The following is a 26,131-nucleotide window of genomic DNA, read 5'->3' as shown; positions in this document are numbered from 1 at the left end:
CCTTGACCGCAATCGGAGCCAATCCGCTCCGTGACGCCGCAGACCGACGGCTCCCGCGTATCGCGGGGCCGTCGGGCCTGGTGATCTTCGGCGTCACGGGTGATTTGTCACGCAAAAAGCTGATGCCTGCTGTGTACGACCTGGCCAACCGCGGCCTGCTGCCGCCGGGCTTCTCGCTCGTCGGCTTCGCGCGCCGCGAGTGGCAGGACGAGGACTTCGCGCAGGAGGTGCACGACGCCGTCAAGGAGCACGCCAGAACCCCCTTCCGCGAGGAGGTCTGGCAGCAGCTGATCCAGGGCATGCGGTTCGTGCAGGGCGACTTCGACGACGACGACGCCTTCGAAACGCTCAAGGCCACCATCGAGGACCTGGACAAGAAGCAGGGCACGGGCGGGAACTTCGCGTTCTATCTCTCCGTACCGCCGAAGTTCTTCCCGAAGGTCGTCAAGCAGCTCAAGAAGCACGGCCTCGCCGACCAGGCGGGCGACGCCTGGCGGCGCGCGGTGATCGAGAAGCCCTTCGGGCACGATCTCGTCTCCGCGCAGGAGCTGAACTCGATCGTGCACGAGGTGTTCAAGCCGGACCAGGTGTTCCGGATCGACCACTACCTCGGCAAGGAGACCGTCCAGAACATCCTGGCGCTCCGCTTCGCCAACACGCTCTTCGAGCCGCTCTGGAACCGGTCGTATGTCGACCACGTCCAGATCACGATGGCCGAGGACATCGGCATCGGCGGCCGCGCCGGCTACTACGACGGCATCGGCGCCGCGCGTGACGTCATCCAGAACCACCTGCTCCAACTGCTCGCGCTGACCGCGATGGAGGAGCCCGCCTCCTTCGACGCGGACGCGCTCGCGGCCGAGAAGACCAAGGTGCTCGGCGCGGTCAAGCTGCCCGACGACCTGTCGACCGGCACGGTGCGCGGCCAGTACACGGCCGGCTGGCAGGGCGGCGAGAAGGTCATCGGTTATCTCCAGGAGGACGGCATCAACGCGTCCTCCAAGACCGACACCTATGCCGCGGTGAAGCTGCAGATCGACAACCGCCGCTGGGCGGGTGTGCCGTTCTATCTGCGCACCGGCAAGCGCCTGGGCCGCCGGGTCACGGAGATCGCGGTGGTCTTCCAGCGCGCTCCGCACTCCCCGTTCGACCACACGGCGACCGAGGAGCTGGGCCGCAACGCCCTGGTCATCCGGGTCCAGCCGGACGAGGGCGTGACGGTGCGCTTCGGCTCCAAGGTGCCGGGCACGTCGATGGAGGTCCGGGACGTGTCCATGGACTTCGCGTACGGCGAGTCCTTCACGGAGTCGAGCCCCGAGGCGTACGAGCGCCTGATCCTCGATGTCCTGCTCGGCGACTCCAACCTCTTCCCGCGTACGGAGGAGGTCGAGCTGTCCTGGAAGATCCTCGATCCGATCGAGCAGTACTGGGACAGCAACGGCAAGGCCGCCGAGTATCCGGCGGGCACCTGGGGTCCCGCCGAGGCGGACGAAATGCTCGAACGAGACGGACGGAGCTGGCGTCGGCCATGAAGATCGACCTCACGGACACCACCTCCAGCAAGATCAACAAGGCGCTCGTCAAGGGGCGCCGGGCCATCGGCACCCCCGCCGTCGGCATGGTGCTCACCCTCGTCATCGTCACCGACGAGGAGAACGCCTACGACGCGCTCAAGGCCGCGAGCGACGCCTCGCGCGAGCACCCCTCGCGCACGCTCGTGGTCATCAAGCGCGCATCGCGCTCGCCCCGCGACCGCACCCAGTCCCGGCTCGACGCCGAGGTCAGGGTCGGCGCGGACGCGGGCACGGGTGAGACCGTGGTGCTGCGCCTGCACGGCGAGATCATCAACCACGCCCAGTCCGTGGTACTCCCGCTGCTGCTGCCCGACGCTCCGGTCGTCGTCTGGTGGCCGGTGAACGCCCCGCTGTCGCCCGCCACCGACCCGCTCGGTGCGCTGGCCCAGCGCCGTGTCACCGATACGTACGCGGCCGAGCAGCCCATCCACGAACTGACCGCGCGCGCCGACACGTACACCCCCGGCGACACGGACCTGTCCTGGACCCGCATCACGCCCTGGCGCTCGATGCTGGCCGCCGCGCTCGACCAGGTGACCTGCAAGGTGACCGAGGTCGAGGTGGAGGGCGAGGAGTTCAACCCCAGCTGCGAGCTGCTCGCGATGTGGCTGGCGGACCGGCTCGGCGTCCCGGTGCACCGCACCCTGTCGGCGGGGCCCGGTCTGACCGCGGTCCGGATGAGCACCGACTGCGGCCCGATCGTCCTGGACCGCGCCGACGGCTCCCTCGCGACGCTCTCCATGCAGGGCCAGCCCGACCGTGCCGTGGCGCTCAAGCGCCGCGAGACGGCCGAGCTGATCGCGGAGGAGCTGCGGCGGCTCGACCCGGACGACACGTATGCGTCCGCGCTGAAGTTCGGCGTGGACCGGCTGGGCGAGCCGGGTTCGATGCAGACGGTGCCGCCGGTGGAGTCGACGCAATCAGCGGAATCGGCGTCCGGCTCGGGCGGGGAGTCCGCCTCCGCCGCCTCGAAGAAGAAGTCCGCCGCCCGTCCGGCCAAGAAGGCGGCGAGCAAGTGAGCTCCTCGCCCCAGCTGGTCGTCCACCGCGACAAGGACCTGATGGCGCAGGCCGCCGCGGCCCGGCTGCTCACGAAGATCGTGGACGCCCAGGCCGCGCGCGGTGCGGCGTCGGTGGTCCTCACAGGCGGCCGTAACGGCAACGGTCTGCTCGCCGCCCTCGCCGCCTCTCCGGCCCGGGACGCGATCGACTGGTCGCGACTCGATCTGTGGTGGGGCGACGAAAGGTTCCTGCCGGAGGGCGACCCGGACCGCAATGTCACACAGGCCCGCGAGGCCCTGCTCGACGCGGTGCCGCTCGACCCGGCGCGTGTGCATGCGATGCCGGCTTCGGACGGTGCGTACGGGAACGACGCCGACGCGGCGGCGGAGGCCTACGCGCAGGAGCTCGCGGCAGCCGCACGCCCCGAGAACCACGCCGAAGTCCCCTCCTTCGACGTGCTGTTGCTCGGTGTCGGCCCGGACACCCACGTGGCATCGCTGTTCCCCGAGCACCCCGGTGTCCGCGAGACGGACCGCATGGTGATCGGCGTCCACGGTGCGCCCAAGCCCCCGCCCACGCGCATCTCGCTCACGCTCCCCGCGATCCGCGCGGCGCGTGAGGTGTGGCTGCTCGCGGCGGGCGAGGACAAGGCGAAGGCGGCGGCGATCGCGCTGTCCGGCGCGGGTGAGATCCAGGCACCGGCGGCGGGTGCGTACGGCCGCGCCCGCACGCTCTGGCTGCTCGACTCCGCGGCGGCTTCCCAGTTGCCGCGCGAGCTGTACCCGCCGGCGCTGGCATGACCCCCGAGGTCCAGGCCCTGCTTGCCCGCCAGTCCCCCGCAGTCGCGGAAACGGCCTGGCGGGCGGTCGGCCTGATCCTGGAGCTGTATCCCGACGCGGTGGTCACCGTGGACGGGGGCGACATCGGCTTCGGCTCGGGCGCCGGCTACAAGGGCCTGGTCTTCGTCGTATCGCCGCATACGTCCTGGGTCACGCTGGGCCTGCCGAACGGCGCGGCGCTGCCCGACCCGGAGGGCCTTCTCCAGGGCAAGGGCAAGGTCCACCGCCATGTGAAGCTGCACTCCCCGGCCGATGCCGACCGCCCGGCGCTGCGCGCGGTGCTGGGCGAGGCGGTGGCCCGGCGGGCGTAGGCCGCCTGCGGCAACGCCCCTGCCGGCCAGTCCGAGCTTGCGCCGCGCCGCGATGACCGCGGCCCCGGCGGTAGCGCCGGCTCCGGGATACGCCGGTCAACTCCCGTACGGGTTACCCGGGTTGGGCCCCCCGGCGCCGTACGGGTGTGTCTGCGGAGGTCCGTACGGGTGCCCCTGGGGCGGACCGTACGGCTGCCCCTGTGGCGGGCCGTAGGGATTCCCATTCGGCGGCCCGTACGGAAAGCCCTGCCCCGGCGGCGGCACATGCGGCGGCCGGGGCGGCGGGACCGTGGGCGTCGCACGGACGTGCGGGTGCGCCGAGAGACGGATGCCGTGATGGCGGCGCAGGCGGCTCATCTCGAAGAGGGCGATGCCCGTCACCGCCACGGGGGCGCCCAGGATGAAGAGAACGCCCATGGTGAAGCTCAGGCCGTGCAGATCGCCGGTGAGCAGATCGGGCAACGCCATCAGCCAGCTGGTGACCGTCGCAAGGAGCGGCGGCAGACAGCGGTGGATGGCCGCCGATCCGAAGAAGTTGCTGTTGACCTGGACGGCCGCCTGGGCGAGGAAGATCAGCCCCCAGATGCCGCCGAAGGCCATGAAGAACGAGAACACCAGGCCGCCGCCGCCCTGCGCGGCGGCAAGGGACAGGATGCCGAGGATCCCGACCAGGGCGCCCACGAAGCAGAGCAACACGCGCAGCGAGCCGAGCAGCGGGGACTTCAGGGCCCCCAGCGGACCGCTGCGGCGCCAGACGAGCAGCATCACGCCGACCGTGAGCGGGGTGATGACCATGAGGACGAGACCGGCGATGAGCACGTTCTCCATGACCTGTTCGAAATCGAAGCCGCCCGCCACGGATGTGTAGACGCCGACCGTGGCAATCAGTCCGGCAATGATCCGGTACCGCTTCAGACGGTCGACGACCGGATCGAGCGGCTCCGGGATCCAGGAGGGATGGAAGACCGCGTAGGCCGCCCCTCTGGGCCACCAGCGCGACGTCTCCGCCGCGCTGCGCCGATACCCGTACCGCCGTCGCACCATGCCCACTCCCCCGAGTGCCGTTCCGTATGCAGACCCGCGATCTTAGCGGTCCCAGGGAAGGGTGAACTCCGTTTCCGGGAGACGGACTTGTCCCACGCCCGAGGTCGGGGCTCGGGCCTCAGGCCACCTGGTAGCTCGCGCCGTCCTTCGTACGCCGCAGCAGCCCGCCCTCCACGCAGTAGCGACGCAGCATGGCGCTGTCGTCGTGCACGGTGGTGAAGCGCTGGTTCACCTCGGGCTCGGTGTAGGGGTGGTTCTCCTCGAAGAGCGTGCGGACGACATACGCGAGCAGCTCATGGCGTACGGCGGGCCGCATGGGCATCGAACGCAGCCGGCCCTCGGCGAAGAACGGGCGCAACTCCTTGGGGACGCCTTGCTCTTCGCCCTGCGTCTCGGCCGCCAGGGCTTCCTGGAACACGGACGCGTCGGCCTTGAACGAGCCGTCGGGCAGCGGTTCGACGAGACCCGCCTTGATCAGCCGCGCCAGGTGCTTCTGCCCGGCCTTGCCGGCGGCAGCCTCAGTGGCGTCACCGAAGCGCACGATGCTGGCGTACAGCTTGAGGCGCTCGGGATCGGCGAGAGCGGCGAGCAGTTGGCGGCTCATGGGGGCGGCCTTCCTGAGGGTGACGGAACCGGGCCGTCGGGCGCCGGCGGACGGATCCGCCGGGCACAACCGCAGCAGTGTCACCCCCGGGCCGGGTCCCGCGCACCCGAATATCGGGCGCGCGGAACCCTGTTATCGGGCGCGCGGAACCACGGCGATCAACGTCCGCGCAGCTCCCGGTACTTGGCGACCAGCGCCTTGGACGAGGCGTCGAGGCCGGGTACGTCCGCGCCCTCGGTCAGGGCCGGCTCGACCCGCTTCGCGAGGACCTTGCCGAGCTCGACGCCCCACTGGTCGAAGGAGTCGATGTTCCAGACCGCACCCTGCACGAACACCTTGTGCTCGTAGAGCGCGATCAGCTGGCCGAGCACGGAGGGCGTGAGCTCCGAGGCCAGGATCGTGGTCGTCGGGTGGTTGCCCTGGAAGGTCTTGTGCGCGACCAGCTCCTCCGGCACACCCTCGGCGCGGACTTCCTCCGGCGTCTTGCCGAAGGCGAGCGCCTGCGTCTGGGCGAAGAAGTTCGCCATCAGGAGGTCGTGCTGGGCGACCAGGCCGGGCAGCAGATCGCCGACCGGCTTGGCGAAGCCGATGAAGTCGGCCGGGATGACCTTCGTGCCCTGGTGGATCAACTGGTAGTACGCATGCTGCCCATTGGTGCCGGGCGTACCCCAGACCACGGGACCGGTCTGCCAGTCGACCGGGTTGCCGTCGCGGTCCACGGACTTGCCGTTGGACTCCATGTCCAGCTGCTGGAGGTACGCGGTGAACTTGGACAGGTAGTGCGAGTACGGCAGCACCGCGTGCGACTGCGCGTCGAAGAACGCCCCGTACCAGACGCCCAACAGGCCGAGCAGAAGCGGCGCGTTGGCCTCGGCGGGCGCCGTGCGGAAGTGCTCGTCGACGAGGTGGAAGCCGTCGAGCATCTCCCGGAAGTTGTCCGGGCCGATGGCGATCATCAGGGAGAGACCGATCGCCGAGTCGTACGAGTAGCGGCCGCCGACCCAGTCCCAGAACTCGAACATGTTGGCCGTGTCGATGCCGAACTCCGCGACCTTCTCGGCGTTCGTCGACAGTGCCACGAAGTGCTTGGCCACGGCCTCCTGGCCGGCCCGCAGCTCGGTGAGCAGCCAGTCGCGCGCCGAGGTCGCGTTGGTGATCGTCTCGATGGTGGTGAAGGTCTTCGAGGCGATGATGAACAGCGTCTCGGCCGGGTCCAAGTCCCGTACGGCCTCGTGCAGATCGGCGCCGTCCACGTTGGAGACGAAGCGGACGGTGAGGTCGCGCCGGGTGAAGGAGCGCAGCACCTCGTACGCCATGGCGGGGCCGAGGTCGGAGCCGCCGATGCCGATGTTGACGATGTTCTTGATGGGCTTGCCGGTGTGGCCGGTCCACTCGCCGGAGCGGACCTTCTCGGAGAACGCGCTCATCTTGTCGAGCACGGCGTGCACCTCGGGCACCACGTTCTGCCCGTCGACCTCGATCACGGCCTCGCGCGGCGCGCGAAGCGCCGTGTGCAGGACGGCCCGGTCCTCGGTCGTATTGATCTTGTCGCCGCGGAACATGGCGTCGCGCAGCCCGAACACATCGGTCGCGACGGCCAGCTCGCGCAGGAGAGCCAAGGTCTCGTCGGTGACCAACTGCTTGGAGTAGTCCAGGTGCAGATCGCCGACCCGCAGGGTGTAGCCGGTGCCGCGCCCGGGGTCGCTCGCGAAGAGATCGCGCAGATGCGTCTCGCCCAGCTGCTCCCGGTGCTTGGCCAGCGCCGCCCATTCGGGCATCTGGTTCAGCCGCGTACGGTCACTTGCGTTCATCTCGGACTTCCAGCCTTCTTGTCGTCCTGAGCACTCGGCGTGAGTGCTGCGCCCCTGCTCCACCAACCTAATTGATCAGATGTCGCCCCGAGGCCCGTCGACCCGGCCCGCCGGGAGCAGGACCACTACGGCCGCGACGAACACTCCGGCCGCGAGCAGCGCCGGAGCGTTCAGCCCCCAGGCCGTGGCCACCACGCCGCCGAGCAGGGCGCCCAGCGGGGCTCCGGCCACCGCGAGGGTGCGGTAGGCGGCACTGATCCTGCCCAGCATCTCTCGCGGGCTGCGCTCCTGCATCAGGGTGCGCTGGCTGACGTTCCACACGATGCTCATCACGCCGAAGAGCGCCAGGCTCACCAGCGCCGCCCACAGCGCCCTGACCAGGCCCATCGCGAGCAGACAAGCCAGCTGTACGACACCGGCGACGAGCACGCTCCGTAGCCGCCCGAGCTTCGCCGCGAGCCGCCCGGCGACGAACCCGCCGGCCACGCTGCCCGCCGAGAAGGCGGTGAGTGCCGCGGCATAGCCGCCGTTCCCGGCGTCGAGCCACCACTTCACGTGCAGGACGAGGGTGGCGATCAGGGCGCCCATGCCGATGTTGCTGAGCGTGGTCGCCCAGCACAGCGCCCGCAGCGGCCGGTCCTGCCACAGCACCCGCACGCCCTCGGCGATGTCCCCGCGCAAGGTGGCGCCCGCGGGCCTGGGCGCCCGCTCGGGCGCCGGTATCCGCAGGGAGGCGATCAGGAACGCACCGACGGCATACGTGGCCGCGTCCACCCCGTACGGCAGCGCGATCCCGCCGGCCAGCAGCACCGGCACCAGCGGGGCGGCCACGAAGCCGCCGGCGATCTGCTGTCCGGTCATCAGCCGTGCGTTGGCACTGCCCAGGGCGCTCTCGGGCACGAGGGACGGCAGCAGGGCCGTGGCGGCGTTGTCGAAGAGTGTCTGGAAGGTGGTGAGCAGGAAGGCCAGGCCGATGAGCAGCCCGATCGAGGCATGCCCGAGGGCCACGGCCACCGCGAAGGCGGCCATCAGGACCCCTCGTACGACATCGACGGCCCACATCGCGCGCCGCTGGTCCACCCGGTCCGCCACGGCGCCGCCGAGCAGTCCGAACAGCAGCCAGGGCAGATAGCCGCACGCGCTGACCAGCGTGATCAGCAGGGGATCGTCGGTGAGCGAGGCGGCGAGCAGCGGCAGCGCGGCGGTACGCAACGAGTCGCCGAACTTGGAAAGGACCGCGGCCGTCCACAGCCTTCCGAACCCGCCACGCCACGTGGGCACTTGAACGCCCACGGCCTCGACAGCAGTCACAACTCCCCCTTCGGTCCGATGATCGAAACCGTAGAGGGTGCCACTGACAATCGACCGAGGCCGAGCGGCAGACGGGAACAAAACAGGTCCGGCCGGACACCCCGAAGGGGTCGAGCCGGACCTCAACTGCTAAATCTCGCCCCGCAGTTTCGCGAGCGCTTCCGCGAGGATCGCCTCGCCGTCCGCGTCGCTGCGCCGCTCGCGCACATACGCGAGATGCGTCTTGTACGGCTCGGTGCGCGGCGGGTCCGGCGGATTGTCCCGGTCCTGACCTGCCGGGAAGCCGCAGCGCGGACAGTCCCAGGTGTCCGGTACCTGCGCGTCGCTGGCGAAACTGGGCTGCGTCTCATGCCCGTTGGAGCACCAGAAGGAGATGCGCAGGCGCGGCGCTGACTCGCCTCGCTCGGCCTCGCCCATCGGCCCCGCTCCGACCCGACTTCCACGGATCGCGTTGCCACTTGCCACGGTCGTAACTCCCTGCGTAACGGTGCTGCACAGCGTTGCCCACCGGCGGCTGCGCCGCGGGTGCCACCAGGCTGAGCCAGTTTACGGAAGGCCCAACGCGCGTCCAGTGATTGGAGTTACACCCCCACCCCGAGACGTACGCCCATATTAAGCACAGCGTAAGTCCCGGCGTGGACGGGGGAACGAAGTCCCGCCGTAACGAAACGGGCAGCAAAACGGGCAGCCGCCCCGAAAACGAGGCGGCTGCCCGAAAGGCGAAGCTACGCAGAAGTGCGGAAAAGGCTCAGCTGTCCAGCTTCATCAGCAGGCCGAGCACCACGATGCAGGCGAACCACAGCAGACCGACCACGATGGTGATGCGGTCGAGGTTGCGCTCTGCGACGGAGGAGCCGCCGACGGAGGACTGCATACCGCCACCGAACATGTCGGAGAGGCCGCCGCCCTTTCCCTTGTGCATCAGGACAAGGAGCATCAGCAGCAGGCTGAAGACGATCAGGGCGATCGAGAAGCCCATAACCACGGCTGGACCAACTTCCTCGGATTCGGACAGAAAGACGGGGGCCGCTCCTCGGAGAGGAAGCCGACCCCCGTCAGGGTACCGGACCCTACTGGTCGCGGAACCGGACGATCTTGACGAACTCGTCGGCGTCGAGCGCGGCACCGCCCACCAGGGCGCCGTCCACATCGGGCTGCGCCATGATCGCGGCGACGTTGCCGGACTTCACGGAGCCGCCGTACTGGATGCGGACCTTGTCGGCCAGCTCCTGCGAGTACAGCTCGGCCAGACGCCCGCGGATCGCACCGCAGACCTCCTGGGCGTCCTCGGGGGTGGCGACCTCGCCGGTTCCGATGGCCCAGACCGGCTCGTACGCGATCACGATGGACTCGGCCTGCTCGGCCGGGATGTCCTTGAGCGCGCCGTCGACCTGGTTCAGCGTGTACTGGACCTGCTGGCCGGCCTTGCGGATCTCCAGGCCTTCGCCGACGCACAGGATCGGCGTGATGCCGTGCTTGTAGGCGGCCTTGACCTTGGCGTTGCAGATCTGGTCGGTCTCGTTGTGGTACTGGCGGCGCTCCGAGTGGCCGATGGCCACGTAGGTGCACTTCAGCTTGGAGAGCATCGGGCCCGAGATCTCACCGGTGTAGGCACCGGAGTCGAACGCCGAGATGTCCTGGGCGCCGTACTTGATCTTGAGCTTGTCGCCGTCGACCAGGGTCTGCACACCGCGCAGGTCCGTGAAGGGCGGCAGGACCGCGACCTCGACGGCCTCGTAGTCCTTGTCGGCGAGCGCGAAGGCGAGCTTCTGGGTGTGGGCGATGGCCTCGAGGTGGTTGAGGTTCATCTTCCAGTTGCCTGCCATCAGGGGCATGCGCGTCATGATCTTCACTTCTCCAGTGCTACGAGGCCGGGGAGGGACTTGCCCTCGAGGTACTCAAGCGAGGCGCCGCCGCCGGTCGAGATGTGACCGACCTTGTCCTCACTGAAGCCGAGGATGCGGAACGCGGCGGCCGAGTCGCCGCCGCCGACCACGGAGAAGGCGGAGGAGTCCACGAGGCCCTTGGCGACCGCGCGGGTGCCGTTCGCGAAGTCCTTGTGCTCGAAGACACCCATCGGGCCGTTCCAGAACACGGTGGCGGCGTCCTGCAGCTTGGCAGCGTACAGTTCCTCGGTCTTCGGGCCGATGTCCAGGCCCTCCTTGTCCGCCGGGATGGCGGTGGCGGCCACGATGTCGGGGTGGACATCGACCTGGTTCTTGAGGTCGGGGAAGTCCGCGGAGACCCGGACGTCGACGGGGAGCACGAACTCGACGCCCTTGGCCTCGGCCCGCTTCAGGTACTCCTGGACGGCCGGGATCTGGTCCTTCTGCAGCAGGGACAGACCGACCTCGTAGCCCTGGGCCGCGAGGAAGGTGTACGCCATGCCGCCGCCGATGAGGATCCGGTCGGCCTTCTCGATGAGGTTGTCGATGACGGCCAGCTTGTCGGAGACCTTGGCGCCGCCGAGCACGACCACGTAGGGGCGCTTGACGTCGTCGGTGAGCTTCTTGAGGACGCCGACCTCGGTGGCGATCAGGTAGCCGGCGGCGTGCGGAAGGCGGGCCGGCAGGTCGAACACCGAGGCGTGCTTGCGGTGCACCGCGCCGAAGCCGTCGCCGACGTACACGTCGGCGAGGGTCGCGAGCTGGTCCGCGAAGGCGCCGCGCTCGGCGTCGTCCTTGGAGGTCTCGCCGGCGTTGAAGCGCAGGTTCTCGATGACGGCGACCTGGCCGTCGGCGAGGCCTGCGACGGTCGACTGTGCGGACTCGCCGACCGTGTCGGTCGCGAACGCCACGTCGGCGCCGAGGATTTCACCCAGGCGCGTCGCGGCGGGCGCGAGCGAGAAGGCCGGGTCCGGAGCGCCCTTGGGGCGGCCCAGGTGCGAGGCGACGACCACGCGGGCGCCGGCGCCGGCGAGCGCCTTGACAGTGGGCGCGACGGCGCGGATACGGCCGTCGTCGGTGATGGTGGTGCCGTCCAGCGGCACGTTGAGGTCGGCGCGGACGAAGACCCGCTTGCCGGCGACCCCTTCGGCGAGAAGCTCGTCGATCGTCTTCATGACTCAAGGACTCCTAGGGAGAAACAACGAAGGAAAGCTACAAGCGAACGGGGCCCGGACGACGCTTCAACTGCGCGCCGTCCGAGCCCCATTGCTCACATCGATGTGCCTGACTCAGCGACAGCTCAGAGCTGGCCGCCGACGAACTCCGTCAGGTCGACGAGGCGGTTGGAGTAGCCCCACTCGTTGTCGTACCAACCGAGGATCTTCACCGTCTTGCCGTCCTGGACCATGGTCATCTGCGAGTCGAAGGTGCAGGAGGCCGGGTCGCTGACGATGTCCGAGGACACGATCGGGTCCTCGGTGTAGTACAGGCGGCCGGCGAGCGGACCGTCCTCGGAAGCCTTCTTGAAGGCCGAGTTGACCTCGTCCTTGGTGACCTCGCGCTGCAGCTCGACGACCAGGTCCGTGGCGGAACCGGTCGGGACCGGCACGCGCATCGCGATGCCGTCGAGCTTGCCCTTGAGCTGCGGCAGGACCAGCGCGGTGGCCTTGGCGGCACCCGTGGTGGTCGGGATGATGTTCTCCGCGGCGGCGCGGGCGCGACGCAGGTCCTTGTGCGGGAAGTCCAGGATGCGCTGGTCGTTGGTGTACGCGTGGACCGTCGTCATCAGGCCCTTGACGATGCCGAAGTTCTCGTCGAGAACCTTGGCCATCGGCGCCACACAGTTGGTGGTGCAGGAGGCGTTGGAGATGACGTGGTGGTTGGCCGCGTCATAGTTGTCCTGGTTGACGCCCATCACGATGGTGATGTCCTCGTCGGTGGCCGGAGCCGAGATGAGGACCTTCTTGGCGCCGCCGGCGATGTGCTTCTCGGCGTCGGCCTTCTTGGTGAAGATGCCGGTCGACTCGATGACGATGTCGACGCCCAGGTCGCCCCAGGGGATGTCGGCCGGGTTGCGCTCGGAAAGCACCTTGATGGTGTGGCCGTCGACCGTGATGGTGTCCGCCGTGTGCGACACCTCGCCCTGGAAGCGGCCGAGGATGGTGTCGTACTTGAGCAGGTGCGCCGTGGTGGCGGTGTCACCCAGGTCGTTGACGGCAACGACCTCGATGTCCGCACCCTGGGCCTTCAGAGCCCGGAAGTAGTTGCGGCCGATACGACCAAAGCCATTGATGCCTACGCGGATCGTCACGAACCGATCTCCTCGTTGGTACGCCGGACTGTCCGCCGGCGAGCTGTATGGGATGTCCCCGACCGCCTTCGACCCTACCTCTCCGGAGCCCTTCGGGTGACATCGAGCAGGTCCGTACGAGTAAGGACGGCCCGCACCGGTTCGCCGGAAACGGGCCGTCGGGACCTTGGACCCGGCTACGGTGCGTAGCCGGGCTCAAGATTTCAACAGACTGTCAACGCCGCAGTGCGGCAAGGGCCTTGCCCATGAGCTGATTGCGTGTCGCCTGACCTGGGATGTGTTCCAGACCGAAGCCGACGAGCACGCTGTCACGCGTGGTGACGGCCGCGTAGGGCTTGTAGAGCTCGCCGGTCCGGGACCAGTCGCCGGTGATGTTGGGACTTCCGGCCGGTGGTGCCGACACGGCCCATACACCGAGCCCCGACTCGAAGCCCTCGGTCTCGGTGACGGTGCCGCCGACGGCCACCTGGGCGTTGTCGGCGAAGACGCCGCGCAGCCCGAAGGAGGGGTCGGTGACGTTGCTCAGTGACACCTCGACCTTCTTGCCCGCGTACGCGCTGAGGTCGAACGCCACCGGCTTCCAGCCGTCCGAGGCGCCGGAGAAGCTGTTCCACGCCCCACTGCTGCCGCCCGCGGTGCAGGTGGTGCCGGTGCGGGTCAGGTAGCGCTCCAGGAAGGGGTGTCCCCGCATGAAGAATCCGGCCCCGCACTCCTCGGGCACGGTCTGGGAGGTGTTCCCGTTCTTGTCGGGCAGCGTGGTCCAGTCGTCGCCGCCCGCGGTACGGGCCTCGAGCAGGGCGTGGTCGTAGCCGGGCTCGACGTTCCAGTTCATGACGAACCGCAGCTCGGGTGCCTGGGCCGCGGTGACCCCGGTCAGATCGATGGTCCGGGTCAGCCGCTGCCAGTCGTTGTCCGCGTGCACCGAGGAGGCCATGCCGGTCCCCTCGTACGGCGCGTACGGGTTGGCGACTCCGGGATACGCACCGGCCTGGGCGCTCCTGAACAGCGGGAACTCGTCCGCGGGCAGGGTGTCCGAGGTGACGGTGTAGCGGCCGGCGCTGTCGAGCGGGTTGCCCTCGGCGCCCGCGAGCGGGGTGTCGACGCCGTCCAGGGCGCCGGCTCCGTCGAAGGTGGTGACGGCGGGCGTCGCGAGGCGCTCGTACGCCCCTAGGTAGTACTGCCCGAAGTCGTTGGAGTTCGCCCGGCCGATACGCACGGTTCCGCCGGCGCGCTCACCGGCGACGATCACCTTGCCGCCTTCGTTGAGATACGAGCGGATGGCCAGGGTGGTGGGACCGCCCGGAGCCGGGTCGCCGGTGTAGTGGACGACCGTGCCGAAGTGGGCGAGGACGGCCAGCGGGTGCGGAGCTCCCTGCGTGGCCACGTCCCAGACGATGGCGCTGCGGCCGTTGGCCTTGAGCGCGTCCACGTACTTCTGCGCGTGCTTCTGCGCGGCGCCTTCCTCGGCCACCACGAGCGTCGAGGCACGGGGGCGTTCGACGACGGTGTACGTGAAGTGCTCGCTGGAGACCCGCTCGCCCTTCTTGGTACGGCCCGTGTACCAGACCTCGACCTTGTCGCCCGGATCGGCGTCCTCGATCTCCGCCCGGTACTCGTCGAAGTGGAGGTTGTCGGCGCCGCCGAAGCGCTCACCGCCGCGCCACGCTTCGAGGTCCTCATCGTGCGTACGCCCGCCGTTGATGCGGTAGTTGAGCTCCTTGTCGCGCACCGACTTGCGCGCGGTGACCGTGACCTCCTGGTCCGCGCCCCGCGCGTACGAGGCGGCGAACTTGTCGACCGTGAAGTCCGGCGCTTCGATGCCGACCGGCGAGGAGGGCTGGTCCGGGTGCATCGCGGACTCGGCGACCGCGAGCGCGAACGGGATGTTCTTGGCGAACTCGTCCTGGATCAGCTTCTCGTCGTCCGGGAAGGTGAAGACGGACTCGCAGTCCCCGGGGTTCCAGGGGTCGTTCGGGTCCAGGTTGGAGATGGTCTGGCAGGTCGACATCTCCGGCGTGAACATCGCGATGCCGTTGACGTTGCCCGCGTGACCGTCGGCCTCGCCGTTGGTGGTGTACAGCTCGGAGGAGACCTGCGGGCGGTAGCCGGGCACCGCGGAGTTCTCGGGCGTGCCGGCAAGTGCCTTGTAGAGCACGTCGTCCGGGGTCGGCGTGGCGACCTGCCAGCCGACTCCGTACAGGATCAGCTCGGCGGCGGAGTGGTAGTTGATGCCGTACTCGAAGCCGATGCGCTTCTGGAAGCGGTCGAGTGCGACCGTCTCGGGCTCCGAGTTCGGACCGGCGCCGCGGTAGGTCTCACTGGACAGGTCGGGGGACGAACCCTCGTTGTCGTAGCCCCACTTGTAGGCGAAGTTGCGGTTGAGGTCGACTCCGTCGGCTGCGGTGTGCGCGCCGTCCCTGTCGTTGTCCCGCATGTTCTTGCGCCACTGGCGGTCGCCGTCGGCCGCGTGCGTGTAGTCGTAGCCGTCGGGGTTGGCGGAGAGGACGAACCACAGCTCGGTGCTGTCGACGAGCTTGGTGATCCTCGGGTCCTTGCCGTAGTTGTCGAGGTAGTGGTGCATCAGGCGGCGGGTCATCTCGGGGGTGATCCACTCGCGCGCGTGCTGGTTGGACAGGTAGAGCGTGGAGGGCTTCGAACCGTCGCGGTACTTGTCGGCACCCTTGCTGATCTTGAGCGCGAGGATGTCCTCGCCCTTGACGGTCTTCCCGATCGAGACGACCTTCGTCAGGCTGTTGTGCGCCTGACCGGTCTTGACGATCTCCTCCTTGAGGCCGCCCGCACCGCCGTACGGACGGAAGACGCCGTCTCCGGCGGCCGCGAGCTTCTTCAGGGCCTGGGCCGAGACCTTGTGCTCCTTCATCTCGATGCCCTGCTCGCGGAGCCGGCCGGCCTGCTGGTCGGTCAGATAGAGCTCGACGCTCGCGGTGCCCTTCTGGGGTGCCTGCTCGGCCAGTTCGTGTCCGTCCTGGCCGGCCTTGAGGAGCAACGGCACCTGCTCCTTGGTGACTTCGGCGCGGAACACCTTGATGGCGTCCGCGGCGGCGGGGTCGTCGGCGCCCGGGCCTTGCGCCTGGACCGGCGGGGCGGCGAGTAATCCGCCCGCCAGGAGTGCAGCCGCGGCGAGCACCGCGTTCGCTCTTCGTCTCATGAGCCCCCCTTGCGGTTGTCCGGCACATTTGTGCGCAGACCGCCAGGCTCATGACACACCATGATCATGTCAATACGGCAGCACAAAAGGGGTGTGAGGGCCAGTGCCCCCACACCCCGGGTACTGCGTACGGGCTCAGCCCGCCATGTTGTCCGCCATCTCCTCGGTCAGGTTGGACTCGGTGCCGGGGATGCCCAGGTCCTGGGCCCGCTTGTCCGCCATCGCCAGCAGGCGGCGGATACGGCCGGCGACGGCGTCCTTCGTCAGCGGCGGGTCGGCCAGGGCGCCCAGCTCCTCGAGCGAGGCCTGCTTGTGCTCCATGCGCAGCCGGCCGGCTGCCGCGAGGTGCTCGGGCACCTCGTCCTGGAGGATCTCCAGGGCCCGCTGCACCCGCGCGCCCGCCGCCACCGCGGCGCGGGCCGAGCGGCGCAGGTTGGCGTCGTCGAAGTTGGCCAGGCGGTTGGCCGTCGCGCGGACCTCGCGGCGCATCCGCCGCTCCTCCCAGGCGAGCACCGACTCGTGCGCACCAAGGCGCGTCAGCAGCGCGCCGATCGCGTCACCGTCACGGACGACGACACGGTCCACGCCGCGTACCTCACGGGCCTTCGCCGCGATGGACAGCCGACGTGCGGCGCCCACCAGGGCGAGGGCCGCCTCCGGTCCGGGGCAGGTCACTTCGAGGGAGGAGGAACGGCCCGGCTCGGTGAGCGAGCCGTGCGCGAGGAACGCGCCCCGCCAAGCGGCTTCGGCGTCACAGGTCGCACCCGAGACGACCTGCGGCGGAAGGCCGCGGATCGGCCGGCCGCGCCCGTCGACGAGCCCGGTCTGGCGTGCCAGCTGGTCGCCGCCCGCGACGACCCGTACGACATAACGCGAACCGCGGCGCAGTCCGCCCGCGGCCATCACCATCAGCTCCGAGCTGTGCCCGAAGATCTCCAGGATGTCCTTCTTGAGCCGGCGCGCGGCCATCGCCGTGTCCAGCTCCGCCTCGATCACAATGCGGCCGCTGACCAGGTGCAGCCCGCCCGCGAACCGAAGAATCGCCGAGACCTCTGCCTTCCTGCAGCAGGTCCGGGTGACGGGAAGCCGGGAAATCTCATCCTTCACCGCTGCCGTCATCGCCATGGGCCGATCCTTCCATGCATCCGAAAAATACGGTCGTACGCGGCTGCGAGGAGCACCGGATCATGCTTGGCGGAACTCTCCTGCGACGCGACCGGCGCCAGCTCGACCTCGGCTCCGAGGCCCTTTGCAGCGTGGGTCAGAGAGTCCGGGTCGGGCACGGCGGCCAGATCGGCCAGCACCACGTCCAGGGCGAGTTTAGGGGCGTGTCGGGCCAAAACCTCCAAATGACGCTGCGGTGAGAAGCCATCGGTTTCACCGGGTTGCGGTGCGAGGTTGAGCGAAAGCACCTTCCGGGCCTTCGTCTCGACGAGCGCGTCGAGCAGTTGTGGCACCAGAAGATGCGGGATCACCGACGAGAACCAGGAGCCAGGACCGAGCACCACCCAGTCCGCGTCGAGCACCGCGGCGACCGCCTCGGGGACGGCCGGCGGGTCGTGCGGGACCAGGTGCACGGACTGCACCTCGCCCGGCGTGAGCGCCACGGTCGCCTGGCCGCGGACCAGGTCGACATTGCCGGGGTGCTCCGGGTCGTGCCCCTTGACGAGGGCCTGGAGCTCCAGCGGTACGGCGGACATCGGCAGCACCCGGCCATGGGCGCCGAGCAGCTTGCCGACCAGGTCGAGGGCCTGGACGTGGTCGCCGAGCTGTTCCCACAGGGCGACGATCAGGAGATTGCCGACGGCGTGGTCGTGCAGTTCGCCCTGCGACTCGAAGCGGTGCTGGATGACCCGGGACCAGGTCTGGCCCCAGTCGTCGTCTCCGCACAGGGCCGCGAGGGCCTTGCGCAGATCGCCGGGCGGCAGCACACCGAGCTCGTCGCGGAGCCGGCCGCTGGAGCCGCCGTCGTCGGCGACGGTGACCACGGCGGTGAGGTCACCGGTGATACGGCGCAGGGCGGCCAGCGAGGCGGACAGGCCCATGCCGCCGCCGAGCGCGACGACCTTGGGCTGTGCGCCCCGCTTGCGGCCCAGACGGTTCAGACGCCCCAGGCGGGGAGTCGGCTTCACTCGCGCCCCATGTCCCGGTGGACGACCACCGTCTCCACGCCTTCGGCGGCCAGGCGCGCGGCCAGCTTCTCGGACATCGCGACGGAGCGGTGCTTGCCGCCGGTGCAGCCGACCGCGATGGTCACATACCGCTTGCCCTCGCGGCGGTACCCGGTGGCGATCAGCTGGAGCAGCTCGGCGTACCGGTCGAGGAACTCCTTGGCGCCGGGCTGGTTGAAGACGAACCCGGACACCTCCTCGTTGAGCCCGGTGAACGGACGCAGTTCGGGCACCCAGTGCGGGTTGGGCAGGAAGCGGCAGTCGACGACGAGGTCGGCGTCGACGGGCAGGCCGTACTTGTAGCCGAACGACATCACCGTGGCGCGCAGCTCCGGCTCGTCGTCGCCCGCGAACTGGGCGTCCATCTTGGCGCGCAGCTCGTGCACATTGAGGCTGGAGGTGTCGATCACCAGGTCGGCGTCGCCGCGCAGCTCGCGCAGGAGCTCGCGCTCGGCGGCGATACCGTCGACGATCCGGCCGTCGCCCTGCAGCGGGTGCGGACGGCGCACGGACTCGAAGCGGCGCACCAGGGCCTCGTCCGAGGACTCCAGGAAGACGATGCGGCGCGTGACGCTCTTGGCCTCCAGGTCCGCGAGGGACTGGCGCAGATTGTCGAAGAAGCGGCGGCCGCGCACGTCGACGACGACGGCGATCCGCGCGACATTGCCCTGCGAGCGCGCGCCCAGCTCCACCATGGTGGGGATCAGCGCGGGCGGCAGATTGTCGACCACGAACCAGCCGAGGTCCTCCAGACACTTGGCCGCGGTGGAACGGCCCGCGCCCGACATGCCCGAGATGATGACCAGCTCGGGGATGGCGGCCTCGGCGGCCTCTCCGGCTTCGATCGTGGTGCCCGTGTTGCCCGTACTCACCTGTGCTCCATCGTCGTGCTCGGTCATCTGTACTGCCCCCGTCGGTCGTCTGCTGGTCTATTCCATGATCTCTCCGGTCGCGGTGTTCACCGCGGGCGCGGCGGGTTCCGCCGTGGCGAAGGCCGCGAGAATGGTCTCGGCGGTCTTGCGCCCTATGCCGGGCACTTCACAGATCTGGTCAATTGTGGCGGACCGCAGCTTTTTCACCGAACCGAAGTGTTTGATAAGCGCTTGCTTACGCGCCTCTCCCAGGCCCGGCACGTCATCGAGCGGGCTGGAGCGGATCCGTTTGTTGCGCTTGCTGCGCTGGTACTGGATCGCGAAGCGGTGCGCCTCGTCGCGCACCCGCTGAAGAAGATAGAGCCCTTCGCTGGAGCGCGGCAGCACCACCGGATCGTCGTCGTCCGGCAGCCAGACCTCTTCCAGGCGCTTGGCGAGACCGCAGACGGCGACATCGTCGATACCCAGCTCGTCCATGGCCTTCTTGGCGGCCGCGACCTGCGGCTGACCGCCGTCGACGACCACGAGCTGCGGCGGATACGCGAATTTCTTCGGGCGTCCGTCGTCCTCGGCCGGTACCTCTCCGTCCTCGGCCCACTCCCCCGTCTTCTCCTTCTCGGCCAGATAGCGCCGGAAGCGGCGGTGGATCACCTCGTGCATGGAGCGGACGTCGTCCTGTCCCTCGAAGCCCTTGATCTGGAAGCGCCGGTACTCGCTCTTGCGTGCGAGCCCGTCCTCGAAGACCACCATCGAGGCGACCACGTCATCGCCCTGGAGATGGGAGATGTCGAAGCATTCGATACGCAGCGGAGCGCTGTCGAGGTCGAGCGCGGCGGCGATCTCCTCCAGGGCACGGGAGCGGGTGGTCAGGTCGGCGGCCCGCTTGGTCTTGTGCAGGACCAGGGACTGCTGGGCATTGCGCTGCACGGTCTCCATGAGGGCCCGCTTGTCGCCGCGCTGCGGGATCCGCAGGCTCACGTTCGCCCCGCGGCGCTGGGTGAGCCACTGCGTGACGGCCGCCTCGTCCTCGGGCAGGGCCGGTACGAGGACCTCCTTGGGAACGGCGTCGCCGCTCTCCTCCCCGTACAGCTGCTGCAGTGCGTGCTCGACGAGGCCGGCGCTGGTGACGGCCTCGACCTTGTCGGTGACCCAGCCGCGCTGGCCGCGGACGCGTCCGCCCCGTACATGGAAGATCTGCACGGCGGCTTCGAGCTCGTCCTCCGCGAGGGCGATCAGGTCGGCGTCGGTGGCGTCGGCGAGGACGACCGCGCTCTTCTCCATGGCGCGCTTGAGCGCCTCGATGTCGTCGCGCAGCCGGGCGGCCCGCTCGTACTCCATCTCCTCGGCCGCGTCCTGCATGTCCTTCTCGAGCCTGCGGATGTACGCGCCGGTGCGGCCCGCCATGAAGTCGCAGAAGTCCTCGGCCAGTTCACGGTGGTCCTCGGCGTCGACACGGCCGACGCAGGGGGCCGAGCACTTGCCGATGTAGCCGAGAAGGCAGGGGCGGCCGGTGCGCGCGGCGTTCTTGAAGACGCCGGCCGAGCAGGTGCGCACCGGGAAGACGCGCAGCATCAGGTCCACTGTCTCGCGGATGGCCCAGGCATGCCCGTAAGGACCGAAGTAGCGCACGCCCTTCTTCTTGGCGCCGCGCATCACCTGGACGCGCGGGTACTCCTCATTCAGCGTGACCGCGAGATAGGGATAGCTCTTGTCGTCGCGGTACTTGACGTTGAACCGGGGGTCGAACTCCTTGATCCAGCTGTACTCCAGCTGCAGCGCCTCGACCTCGGTGGCGACGACGGTCCACTCGACGGAGGCGGCGGTGGTGACCATGGAGCGGGTGCGCGGGTGCAGGCTCGCGAGATCCTGGAAGTAGTTCGCAAGCCGCTGGCGCAGGGATTTGGCCTTGCCGACGTAGATCACTCGGCGGTGCTCGTCACGGAATTTGTAGACCCCTGGCGAGTCGGGGATCTGTCCCGGCTTGGGGCGGTAGCTGGAGGGGTCGGCCATGGCATCCACCCTACTGGCGGCCACCGACAGCCAGGGCCCGAGGCGGGCCTCCCGAAGCAGCGGCCGCCGGGACTCCGGGGCCGTGCGGATCTAGCGGGACTCCAGGAACGTGAGGACCGCGAGGACGCGGCGGTGGTCGTCGGTGTCCTCGGGGAGACGTAGTTTGCTCATGATCGACCGGACGTGCTTCTCGACGGTGCCCTCGGTGACCCAAAGGCGCCGTCCGATACCGGCGTTGGAGCGGCCCTCGGCCATCAGCTCGAGCACCTCGCGCTCGCGGCCGCTCAGCAGGGACAGCGGATCGTCGCGGCGCTGGGCGGCCACCAGCTCCTGCACCAGCGACGGGTCGACGACCGAGCCGCCCTTGGAGATCCGGTCGAGGGTCTCCAGGAACTCGTCGACATCCGTGATCCGGCTCTTGAGGAGATAGCCGATGCGGTGGCCGCCGGCGAGCAGGGCGAGTGCGTCCTCGACCTCCACATACGCCGAGAGGACGAGGATGCCGGTCGCGGGGAACTTCTCGCGGATGGTCGCGGCCGCCCTGAGACCTTCCGTGGAGTGCTCCGGCGGCATCCGGATGTCGACGACCGCGAGGTCCGGGCGGTGCTCGTCGACCAGGGCGAGCAGCGTCTCGGCTTCGCCGGCTTGGCCGACCACGGCGTATCCGACGCGTTCGCACAGGCTCGCGAGGCCCTCGCGGAGCAGGACGTCGTCGTCGGCGAGGACGACCCGTCCCTTCGGCATCCCCTGCTGCCACCCCTGTGACATTCCCATGGCCAGTCCCCTCCGTCGGCGGCGTACGAGACCGTGCCGGGCCGTCCGTGCACATGCTGCCGGACCAGGGCTCTTCCTGCTAGCGGGAAGAGCCGGGAGGTGCTGGCGGTAAGAGGTCCATGGGGGCGTCCCCGAAAGGGAGTTGGGGGCTGGCCATGACGACAGGGGGCCGCTCGGGGGCGATGCTGAAGACCTCGGGAGAAACCCGGTATGTACGGGTCGAGAGGGCGGAAGCCATGCGGCAGTCACGGGTCGAGCGCAGTCGGCGGTGGTCGACCCGTGACTGCCACACCGAACATGGCGACCGTCTCGATCCCAGAGACCCCGACGTGGTCCGCGCCAAGCGGATCCGGCGCGCGGCGGCGCGCTCCTCTACTGGACGGAGTCCCGGTCCGTCCGGCTGACCGCCGCACGGCGAACGCGGTATTCAAGTCCAAGGCCCCCCACTTGGCTCCCCCTCGCGTTCGCCGGGCGGTCGGCGTCCGGACTCCCCCTCGCGTTCGCCGGGCGGTCGGCTTCCGGGATCGTCCGCGGGCGCCGGCAGCCGTACGAGCAGGGATGTTCCGTTCCCCAGACGGCTGTTGACATGCAGCGTGCCGCCGATCGCCTCGACGCGGTCCGCGAGGCCGATGAGTCCGGAGCCGCGGGCCGGTTCGGCGCCGCCCACCCCGTCGTCGGCGATGACCAGTTCCACGGCCCCGCGCTCGCGCGTCACCTGGACCGTCACGACGTTGGCGTTGGCGTGTTTGGCGGTGTTGGCGAGGGCCTCGGAGACCACGTAGTACGCGGCGACCTCCACCGGCTCGGGCAGCCGGGCGCGCGGGACCCGCAGATCGAGTTCGACGGGGACGGACGAACGGCGGGCCAGTGCGCGCAGGGCGGGGCCGAGGCCTCCCTTGGACAGGATGGCCGGGTGGATTCCGCGCGAGAGACGTTGCAGCTCGTCGAAGGCGTCCTGCAGCCCGCGGCCCATGTGGGCGAGCCGTTCGAGGAGTTCGTCTGAGCCTGCGGGCGCGAGGGCCTCCGCGGTGCGCAGTTCCAGCTGGAGCGAGACGAGGCGTTGCTGTACGCCGTCGTGCAGATCGCGTTCGATACGCCGCCGTGAGGCGTCGGAAGCGGCGACCACACGGGCACGCGACGCGGCGAGCTGGGCCCGGCTGTCGGCGTTGGCGATGGCGCTGACGATCAGCTCGGTGAACGCGGCCAGGCGTTTCTCGGAGCCCGGCGGCAGCTCCTGTCCGCCGGGGGCGGCCGCGATGACGGCGCCCCACAGACGGCCGTCCACCACGATCGGCACACCGGCCGCGTCGCCCGTGCGGACCGGCTTGCCCGTGTCGGCCACCGCGGTCACGGCGGGTTCCTCGTGCGGGGCGCGGGGCGCGGCGCCCGCGTCGCCGACGGTGGTGACCCGGCCGTCGGCTCCGTACCGTACGACCGCGGCGGACGGCGTCTCCAGGAGCCGGCCGACCTCCCGCGCGACCTCACCGAAAAGCCGCTCCGGCGGCACCCCCTGGGCGACCAGGGTGGCTACACGGCGCAGCGCGCTCTGCTCGCTCTGCACCCGGCGCCGCTCCGTGACATCGCGGGCCGCGGCGTGGATCAGGCCCTTCTCCGGGATGGACCGCGCGTTCCACTGCAGCCAGCAGTAGGTGCCGTCGGTGCGCCGATAGCGGTTCTCGAACCGGAAGACCTCTTCGCCGTCGCCCAGCCGGGCCAGCGCCGCGCGCGTGCGGGCACGGTCCTCCTCGTGTACGAGCTCCATGAAGGGCCGGCCGAGAACCACCTCGGGCGGATGGCCGAGCACCTCCTCGAACGCGGGGTTGATCCGGCGGAAGTACCCCTTGAGGTCGGCGATGCACAGCAGGTCCGCGGAGAGCGTGAACAGGTTCTCCACTTCGCGCTCGGCCTCCTTGCGGCGGCCGTGCAGTTGGGCGATGGAGGTCATCGTGCCGTTCAGACCCTCGAGGAGCTGCGCCCAGGCCCCTTCGAACTGAGCCGGTTCGGCGCGGTGGTCGAGCCGGTCGCCGTCGACGGCCTGCGTCATGGCCCGCACCTCGTCGGTCAGCCGCTCGACGGTGCCGCGCAGCTCACGGAAGCTCTCCGCGACGGTGCCGATCTCGTCGTGGCCGTGGTGACGGATGCCGTACGAGAAGTCGCCCGCCGCCAACGCCTGGGCTCCGTCGGCCACTTCGGTGAGCGGGCGGCCGATCGAGCGGCGCAGCGCGAGCGCGAAGGCGGTGACCACGGCGAGCAGGAGCAGGAACAGGGCGAGGTCGCGCCATGCCCTGGTCTCGGCGGCGCTCACGCCGTCGGATGCGGAGTCCCGCAGCTCCTCCTCCGCGGCGCGGGTGACCGTACGCAAGGCGTCCATCCTGGCCGAGGCGGCTTCGGCCCAGCGCTCCACGGTGGGGTAGCGCCAGGAACCGCCTGCGGCGAGCTGGTCGCGCACCTCCCGTACGAAAGCGGACTCGGGACGTGAAAGGACCTTTTCCAGCCGGGACTTGAGGGGACCCGAGGCCGTCCGCCGGAAGGTGTCGAGGCGGGCTTCCTCCAGGGCCGGCCAGCGGCTGGCCGTGGGTGATGGGGCGCCCGGCGGCGCGGCGAACAGGATGACCAGCTCGGAGCGTTCGGCGCCGGCGGCCTCGGTGGCCTGGATCATCGACAGATGGGCATCGGCCACCGAGCGGGAGAACGCGCTCGGCTCGCGGGACTCGACGGCCGCCACCAGCTCCACCACATCGAGGATCACGGCGCCGAAGCCGCCCGCCACATGGTCGACGGTGACGGCCCGGGCGTCGTGATCTCGCCGCACCTCCGCCAGTCCCGTCCGGATCTCCGCCATCCGCTCCTCGAAGCGGCCTTCCTCGTCCGTCCTGCGTCCGGCCTCCGCGAGTGCGGCGGAAGCGGTACGGCGGGCGTCGGCGAGCCGCTCTTCGGCCTGCGGGCCTGGACGGAGCGTGTCGAGCATGGTGGCGAGGCGCTCCTGGGCGAGGGCGTCGGCGAGCGTTCCCGCGGCGAACGACACCCGGGTCGACCGGTCGAAGTCCCGCAGCTGGGCCGCCTCCCGCCACTGACCCGCGGCGGAGACGACGGTGAGGGTGAGCAGGACGCCCACGGGGAGGAGGGCGAGGAGGAGCAGTTTGGTCCCCACGCGGAGGCGGGCGAAGAGCGAGGTGGGCCGTGTCGCCCCTGTGCCGCCGCTCGGCGTGGCCTTCCGGGTTCTTCCCGTCCGCACCCACCGCCTGCGCACTCCCATGGCGCACCCCCGGCCACTCGGCCTTCCGCGCGCCGCCGACTGATGGCGGGCGCTTCCGGCAGGTTTCATGCTAGCGCCGGGGACCGCCACCAACCCTGCGTACGATCAAGGTAGTTGGCACGGCGCCGACAAGGTTTCCGGCTAGCAGGAAAGCGTGCGGGCCACAGCATTGGCAGGCTGGGCGTATGGCGATGCGCTGTCTCCTCGTGGACGACAACGCCCGCTTCCTCGAAGCCGCGAAGGTGCTGCTCGAGCGGGGCGGGGCAAGCGTGGTCGCACTCGCCGGATCGAGCACCGACGCGCTCGTATACGCCAGGGAGTTGCGGCCCGACGTCGCGCTGCTCGATATCGATCTCGCCGGTGAGAGCGGGTTCGAGGTGGCCGAGCGGCTCTCGGGGATCGTGCCCCATCTGATCATGATCTCGACCCATGCCCAGGAGGATTTCGAGGAGCTCATCGCCGAGAGCCCGGTGCTCGGGTTCCTGCCGAAGTCGCGGCTTTCGGCCGAGGCCGTGGGGGCGCTGGTGAGCGCGGGCGATTGAGGACCGGGGGCAGGCGCGGGCGGGTGCGGGAGCGGCCGGCGGTTGACGCCAGGCCGGTGACAGGCCGGCCGGTGGTGGACGCCAGGCCGGTGGCAGGACGGCCGGTGGTGGGCGGCGCAGGGCCGGGTGATCTGTGGCGGTATCGTCGACCGGGTCAGTCGTACCCCCTGAGCTGTGGAGACTCCATGCCCGGCAAGGCCCCCGCCCGTCGTACCGTCCTCAAGGGCGCCGCCCTCGCAGGAACGGCCGGGCTCGGCGCCGCGGCCTGCTCCACGGAGTCCGACCTCGGCCACGCCGAGAACCCCACGCCGACCGCTCCGGTCGACCTGGGTGACGCCTCCGCCGTGCCGGCGGGCAGCGCGAAGCTCTTCCGTGAACAGCGGCTTCTCGTGGCCTGCTCCCAGGACGGCAAGTACTCCGCACTGAGCGCGCAGTGCACCCACGCCGGCTGCGTCCTGGACAAGATCGAGGGCGACGAGGCCAACTGCCCCTGCCACGGCAGCCGCTTCAACGTCGTCAACGGTGCCGCGATCGAAGGCCCCGCCTCCGTACCGCTGCCGAAGGTCCCGGTCCGGGTCGAGAACGGCAAGCTGATCGCCGGGCCGAAGGCATAACCCGTACGGCGTCGGCAATGTCGGTACGACA

The 26,131-nt window shown here is 69.9% G+C and carries 22 protein-coding genes; 6 read left to right on the top strand and 16 right to left on the bottom strand.

Annotated elements, in window-relative coordinates:
- Positions 1 to 2 precede the first annotated feature (2 nt).
- Genes zwf through ABT367_RS03635 form a run of 4 tightly spaced genes read left to right on the top strand, consistent with a single transcriptional unit; the run spans position 3 to position 3,725 of the window.
- Positions 3 to 1,532 (top strand): glucose-6-phosphate dehydrogenase, encoded by a 1,530-nt coding sequence (gene zwf, locus ABT367_RS03650; protein ID WP_352249179.1) that lies wholly within the window; start codon positions 3 to 5, stop codon positions 1,530 to 1,532.
- A complete protein-coding gene (opcA, locus tag ABT367_RS03645) occupies positions 1,529 to 2,593 on the top strand; it encodes a glucose-6-phosphate dehydrogenase assembly protein OpcA (RefSeq protein WP_352249177.1) in 1,065 nt (354 codons plus the stop codon). The genes zwf and opcA overlap by 4 nt, the downstream gene beginning before the upstream one ends.
- Positions 2,590 to 3,375 carry a 6-phosphogluconolactonase gene (gene pgl, locus ABT367_RS03640; protein ID WP_352249175.1) on the top strand — a complete coding sequence of 262 codons (786 nt, stop codon included), beginning with the start codon at positions 2,590 to 2,592 and terminating at the stop codon, positions 3,373 to 3,375. Before opcA ends, pgl begins: the two co-directional genes overlap by 4 nt.
- Positions 3,372 to 3,725, top strand: a complete 354-nt coding sequence (locus tag ABT367_RS03635) for a DUF1801 domain-containing protein (RefSeq protein ID WP_352249174.1) — start codon at positions 3,372 to 3,374, stop codon at positions 3,723 to 3,725. The genes pgl and ABT367_RS03635 overlap by 4 nt, the downstream gene beginning before the upstream one ends.
- Before the next feature lie 96 nt (positions 3,726 to 3,821).
- On the opposite strand, the gene ABT367_RS03630 is transcribed toward ABT367_RS03635, so the two are convergent.
- From ABT367_RS03630 to ABT367_RS03555, 16 genes are all read right to left on the bottom strand, one after another.
- Complete coding sequence (locus ABT367_RS03630; protein ID WP_352249172.1) at positions 3,822 to 4,769, bottom strand: hypothetical protein; 948 nt, start codon at positions 4,767 to 4,769, stop codon at positions 3,822 to 3,824.
- 118 nt (positions 4,770 to 4,887) lie between these two features.
- Positions 4,888 to 5,373, bottom strand: a complete 486-nt coding sequence (locus ABT367_RS03625) for a DUF2087 domain-containing protein (RefSeq protein WP_352249170.1) — start codon at positions 5,371 to 5,373, stop codon at positions 4,888 to 4,890.
- Between the two features lie 158 nt (positions 5,374 to 5,531).
- Positions 5,532 to 7,184, bottom strand: a complete 1,653-nt coding sequence (pgi, locus tag ABT367_RS03620) for a glucose-6-phosphate isomerase (RefSeq protein WP_352249168.1) — start codon at positions 7,182 to 7,184, stop codon at positions 5,532 to 5,534.
- A gap of 75 nt (positions 7,185 to 7,259) precedes the next feature.
- Positions 7,260 to 8,495 carry an MFS transporter gene (locus tag ABT367_RS03615; RefSeq protein ID WP_352249166.1) on the bottom strand — a complete coding sequence of 412 codons (1,236 nt, stop codon included), beginning with the start codon at positions 8,493 to 8,495 and terminating at the stop codon, positions 7,260 to 7,262.
- A gap of 129 nt (positions 8,496 to 8,624) precedes the next feature.
- Positions 8,625 to 8,912, bottom strand: a complete 288-nt coding sequence (locus tag ABT367_RS03610) for an RNA polymerase-binding protein RbpA (protein WP_004002138.1) — start codon at positions 8,910 to 8,912, stop codon at positions 8,625 to 8,627.
- Positions 8,913 to 9,243: 331 nt separating this feature from the next.
- Positions 9,244 to 9,474, bottom strand: a complete 231-nt coding sequence (secG, locus tag ABT367_RS03605) for a preprotein translocase subunit SecG (RefSeq protein ID WP_147990402.1) — start codon at positions 9,472 to 9,474, stop codon at positions 9,244 to 9,246.
- A gap of 91 nt (positions 9,475 to 9,565) precedes the next feature.
- Complete coding sequence (gene tpiA / locus ABT367_RS03600; RefSeq protein ID WP_352249238.1) at positions 9,566 to 10,342, bottom strand: triose-phosphate isomerase; 777 nt, start codon at positions 10,340 to 10,342, stop codon at positions 9,566 to 9,568.
- A gap of 2 nt (positions 10,343 to 10,344) precedes the next feature.
- On the bottom strand, positions 10,345 to 11,556 hold the full coding sequence (locus tag ABT367_RS03595) for a phosphoglycerate kinase (RefSeq protein ID WP_352249164.1): 1,212 nt from the start codon (positions 11,554 to 11,556) through the stop codon (positions 10,345 to 10,347).
- 125 nt (positions 11,557 to 11,681) lie between these two features.
- Positions 11,682 to 12,692, bottom strand: a complete 1,011-nt coding sequence (gap, locus tag ABT367_RS03590) for a type I glyceraldehyde-3-phosphate dehydrogenase (RefSeq protein WP_352249162.1) — start codon at positions 12,690 to 12,692, stop codon at positions 11,682 to 11,684.
- A 214-nt stretch (positions 12,693 to 12,906) separates the two neighbouring features.
- The gene (locus ABT367_RS03585; protein WP_352249160.1) at positions 12,907 to 15,861 is read right to left on the bottom strand and encodes a M14 family metallopeptidase; all 2,955 of its coding nucleotides are present in this window, start codon (positions 15,859 to 15,861) and stop codon (positions 12,907 to 12,909) included.
- Positions 15,862 to 15,996: 135 nt separating this feature from the next.
- Positions 15,997 to 16,986 (bottom strand): DNA-binding protein WhiA, encoded by a 990-nt coding sequence (whiA, locus tag ABT367_RS03580; RefSeq protein WP_352249158.1) that lies wholly within the window; start codon positions 16,984 to 16,986, stop codon positions 15,997 to 15,999.
- The gene (locus tag ABT367_RS03575; protein ID WP_352249156.1) at positions 16,977 to 17,993 is read right to left on the bottom strand and encodes a gluconeogenesis factor YvcK family protein; all 1,017 of its coding nucleotides are present in this window, start codon (positions 17,991 to 17,993) and stop codon (positions 16,977 to 16,979) included. The genes whiA and ABT367_RS03575 overlap by 10 nt, the downstream gene beginning before the upstream one ends.
- Positions 17,990 to 18,931, bottom strand: coding sequence for an RNase adapter RapZ (gene rapZ / locus ABT367_RS03570; protein ID WP_199546732.1), 942 nt, complete (start codon positions 18,929 to 18,931; stop codon positions 17,990 to 17,992). The genes ABT367_RS03575 and rapZ overlap by 4 nt, the downstream gene beginning before the upstream one ends.
- Before the next feature lie 30 nt (positions 18,932 to 18,961).
- A complete protein-coding gene (gene uvrC, locus ABT367_RS03565; protein ID WP_352249154.1) occupies positions 18,962 to 20,914 on the bottom strand; it encodes an excinuclease ABC subunit UvrC in 1,953 nt (650 codons plus the stop codon).
- A gap of 90 nt (positions 20,915 to 21,004) precedes the next feature.
- Complete coding sequence (locus tag ABT367_RS03560) at positions 21,005 to 21,688, bottom strand: response regulator transcription factor (RefSeq protein WP_352249152.1); 684 nt, start codon at positions 21,686 to 21,688, stop codon at positions 21,005 to 21,007.
- Positions 21,689 to 22,115: 427 nt separating this feature from the next.
- On the bottom strand, positions 22,116 to 24,839 hold the full coding sequence (locus ABT367_RS03555; protein ID WP_352249150.1) for a PAS domain S-box protein: 2,724 nt from the start codon (positions 24,837 to 24,839) through the stop codon (positions 22,116 to 22,118).
- 290 nt (positions 24,840 to 25,129) lie between these two features.
- On the opposite strand from ABT367_RS03555, the gene ABT367_RS03550 reads away from it, so the two are divergent.
- Together ABT367_RS03550 and ABT367_RS03545 are read left to right on the top strand one after the other, a co-directional pair.
- Positions 25,130 to 25,486: a LytR/AlgR family response regulator transcription factor gene (locus tag ABT367_RS03550; RefSeq protein ID WP_352249148.1), complete on the top strand. Its 357-nt coding sequence runs from the start codon at positions 25,130 to 25,132 to the stop codon at positions 25,484 to 25,486.
- Positions 25,487 to 25,671: 185 nt separating this feature from the next.
- Positions 25,672 to 26,100 carry a Rieske (2Fe-2S) protein gene (locus ABT367_RS03545; RefSeq protein ID WP_352249146.1) on the top strand — a complete coding sequence of 143 codons (429 nt, stop codon included), beginning with the start codon at positions 25,672 to 25,674 and terminating at the stop codon, positions 26,098 to 26,100.
- Positions 26,101 to 26,131 lie beyond the last annotated feature (31 nt).

Origin of the sequence: Streptomyces mesophilus (genome assembly GCF_040300965.1) — a bacterium.
Classification (GTDB): domain Bacteria; phylum Actinomycetota; class Actinomycetes; order Streptomycetales; family Streptomycetaceae; genus Streptomyces; species Streptomyces mesophilus_A.
Note: the sequence above shows the minus strand (reverse complement) of the source record. Positions and strands in the feature narration are given on the sequence as shown.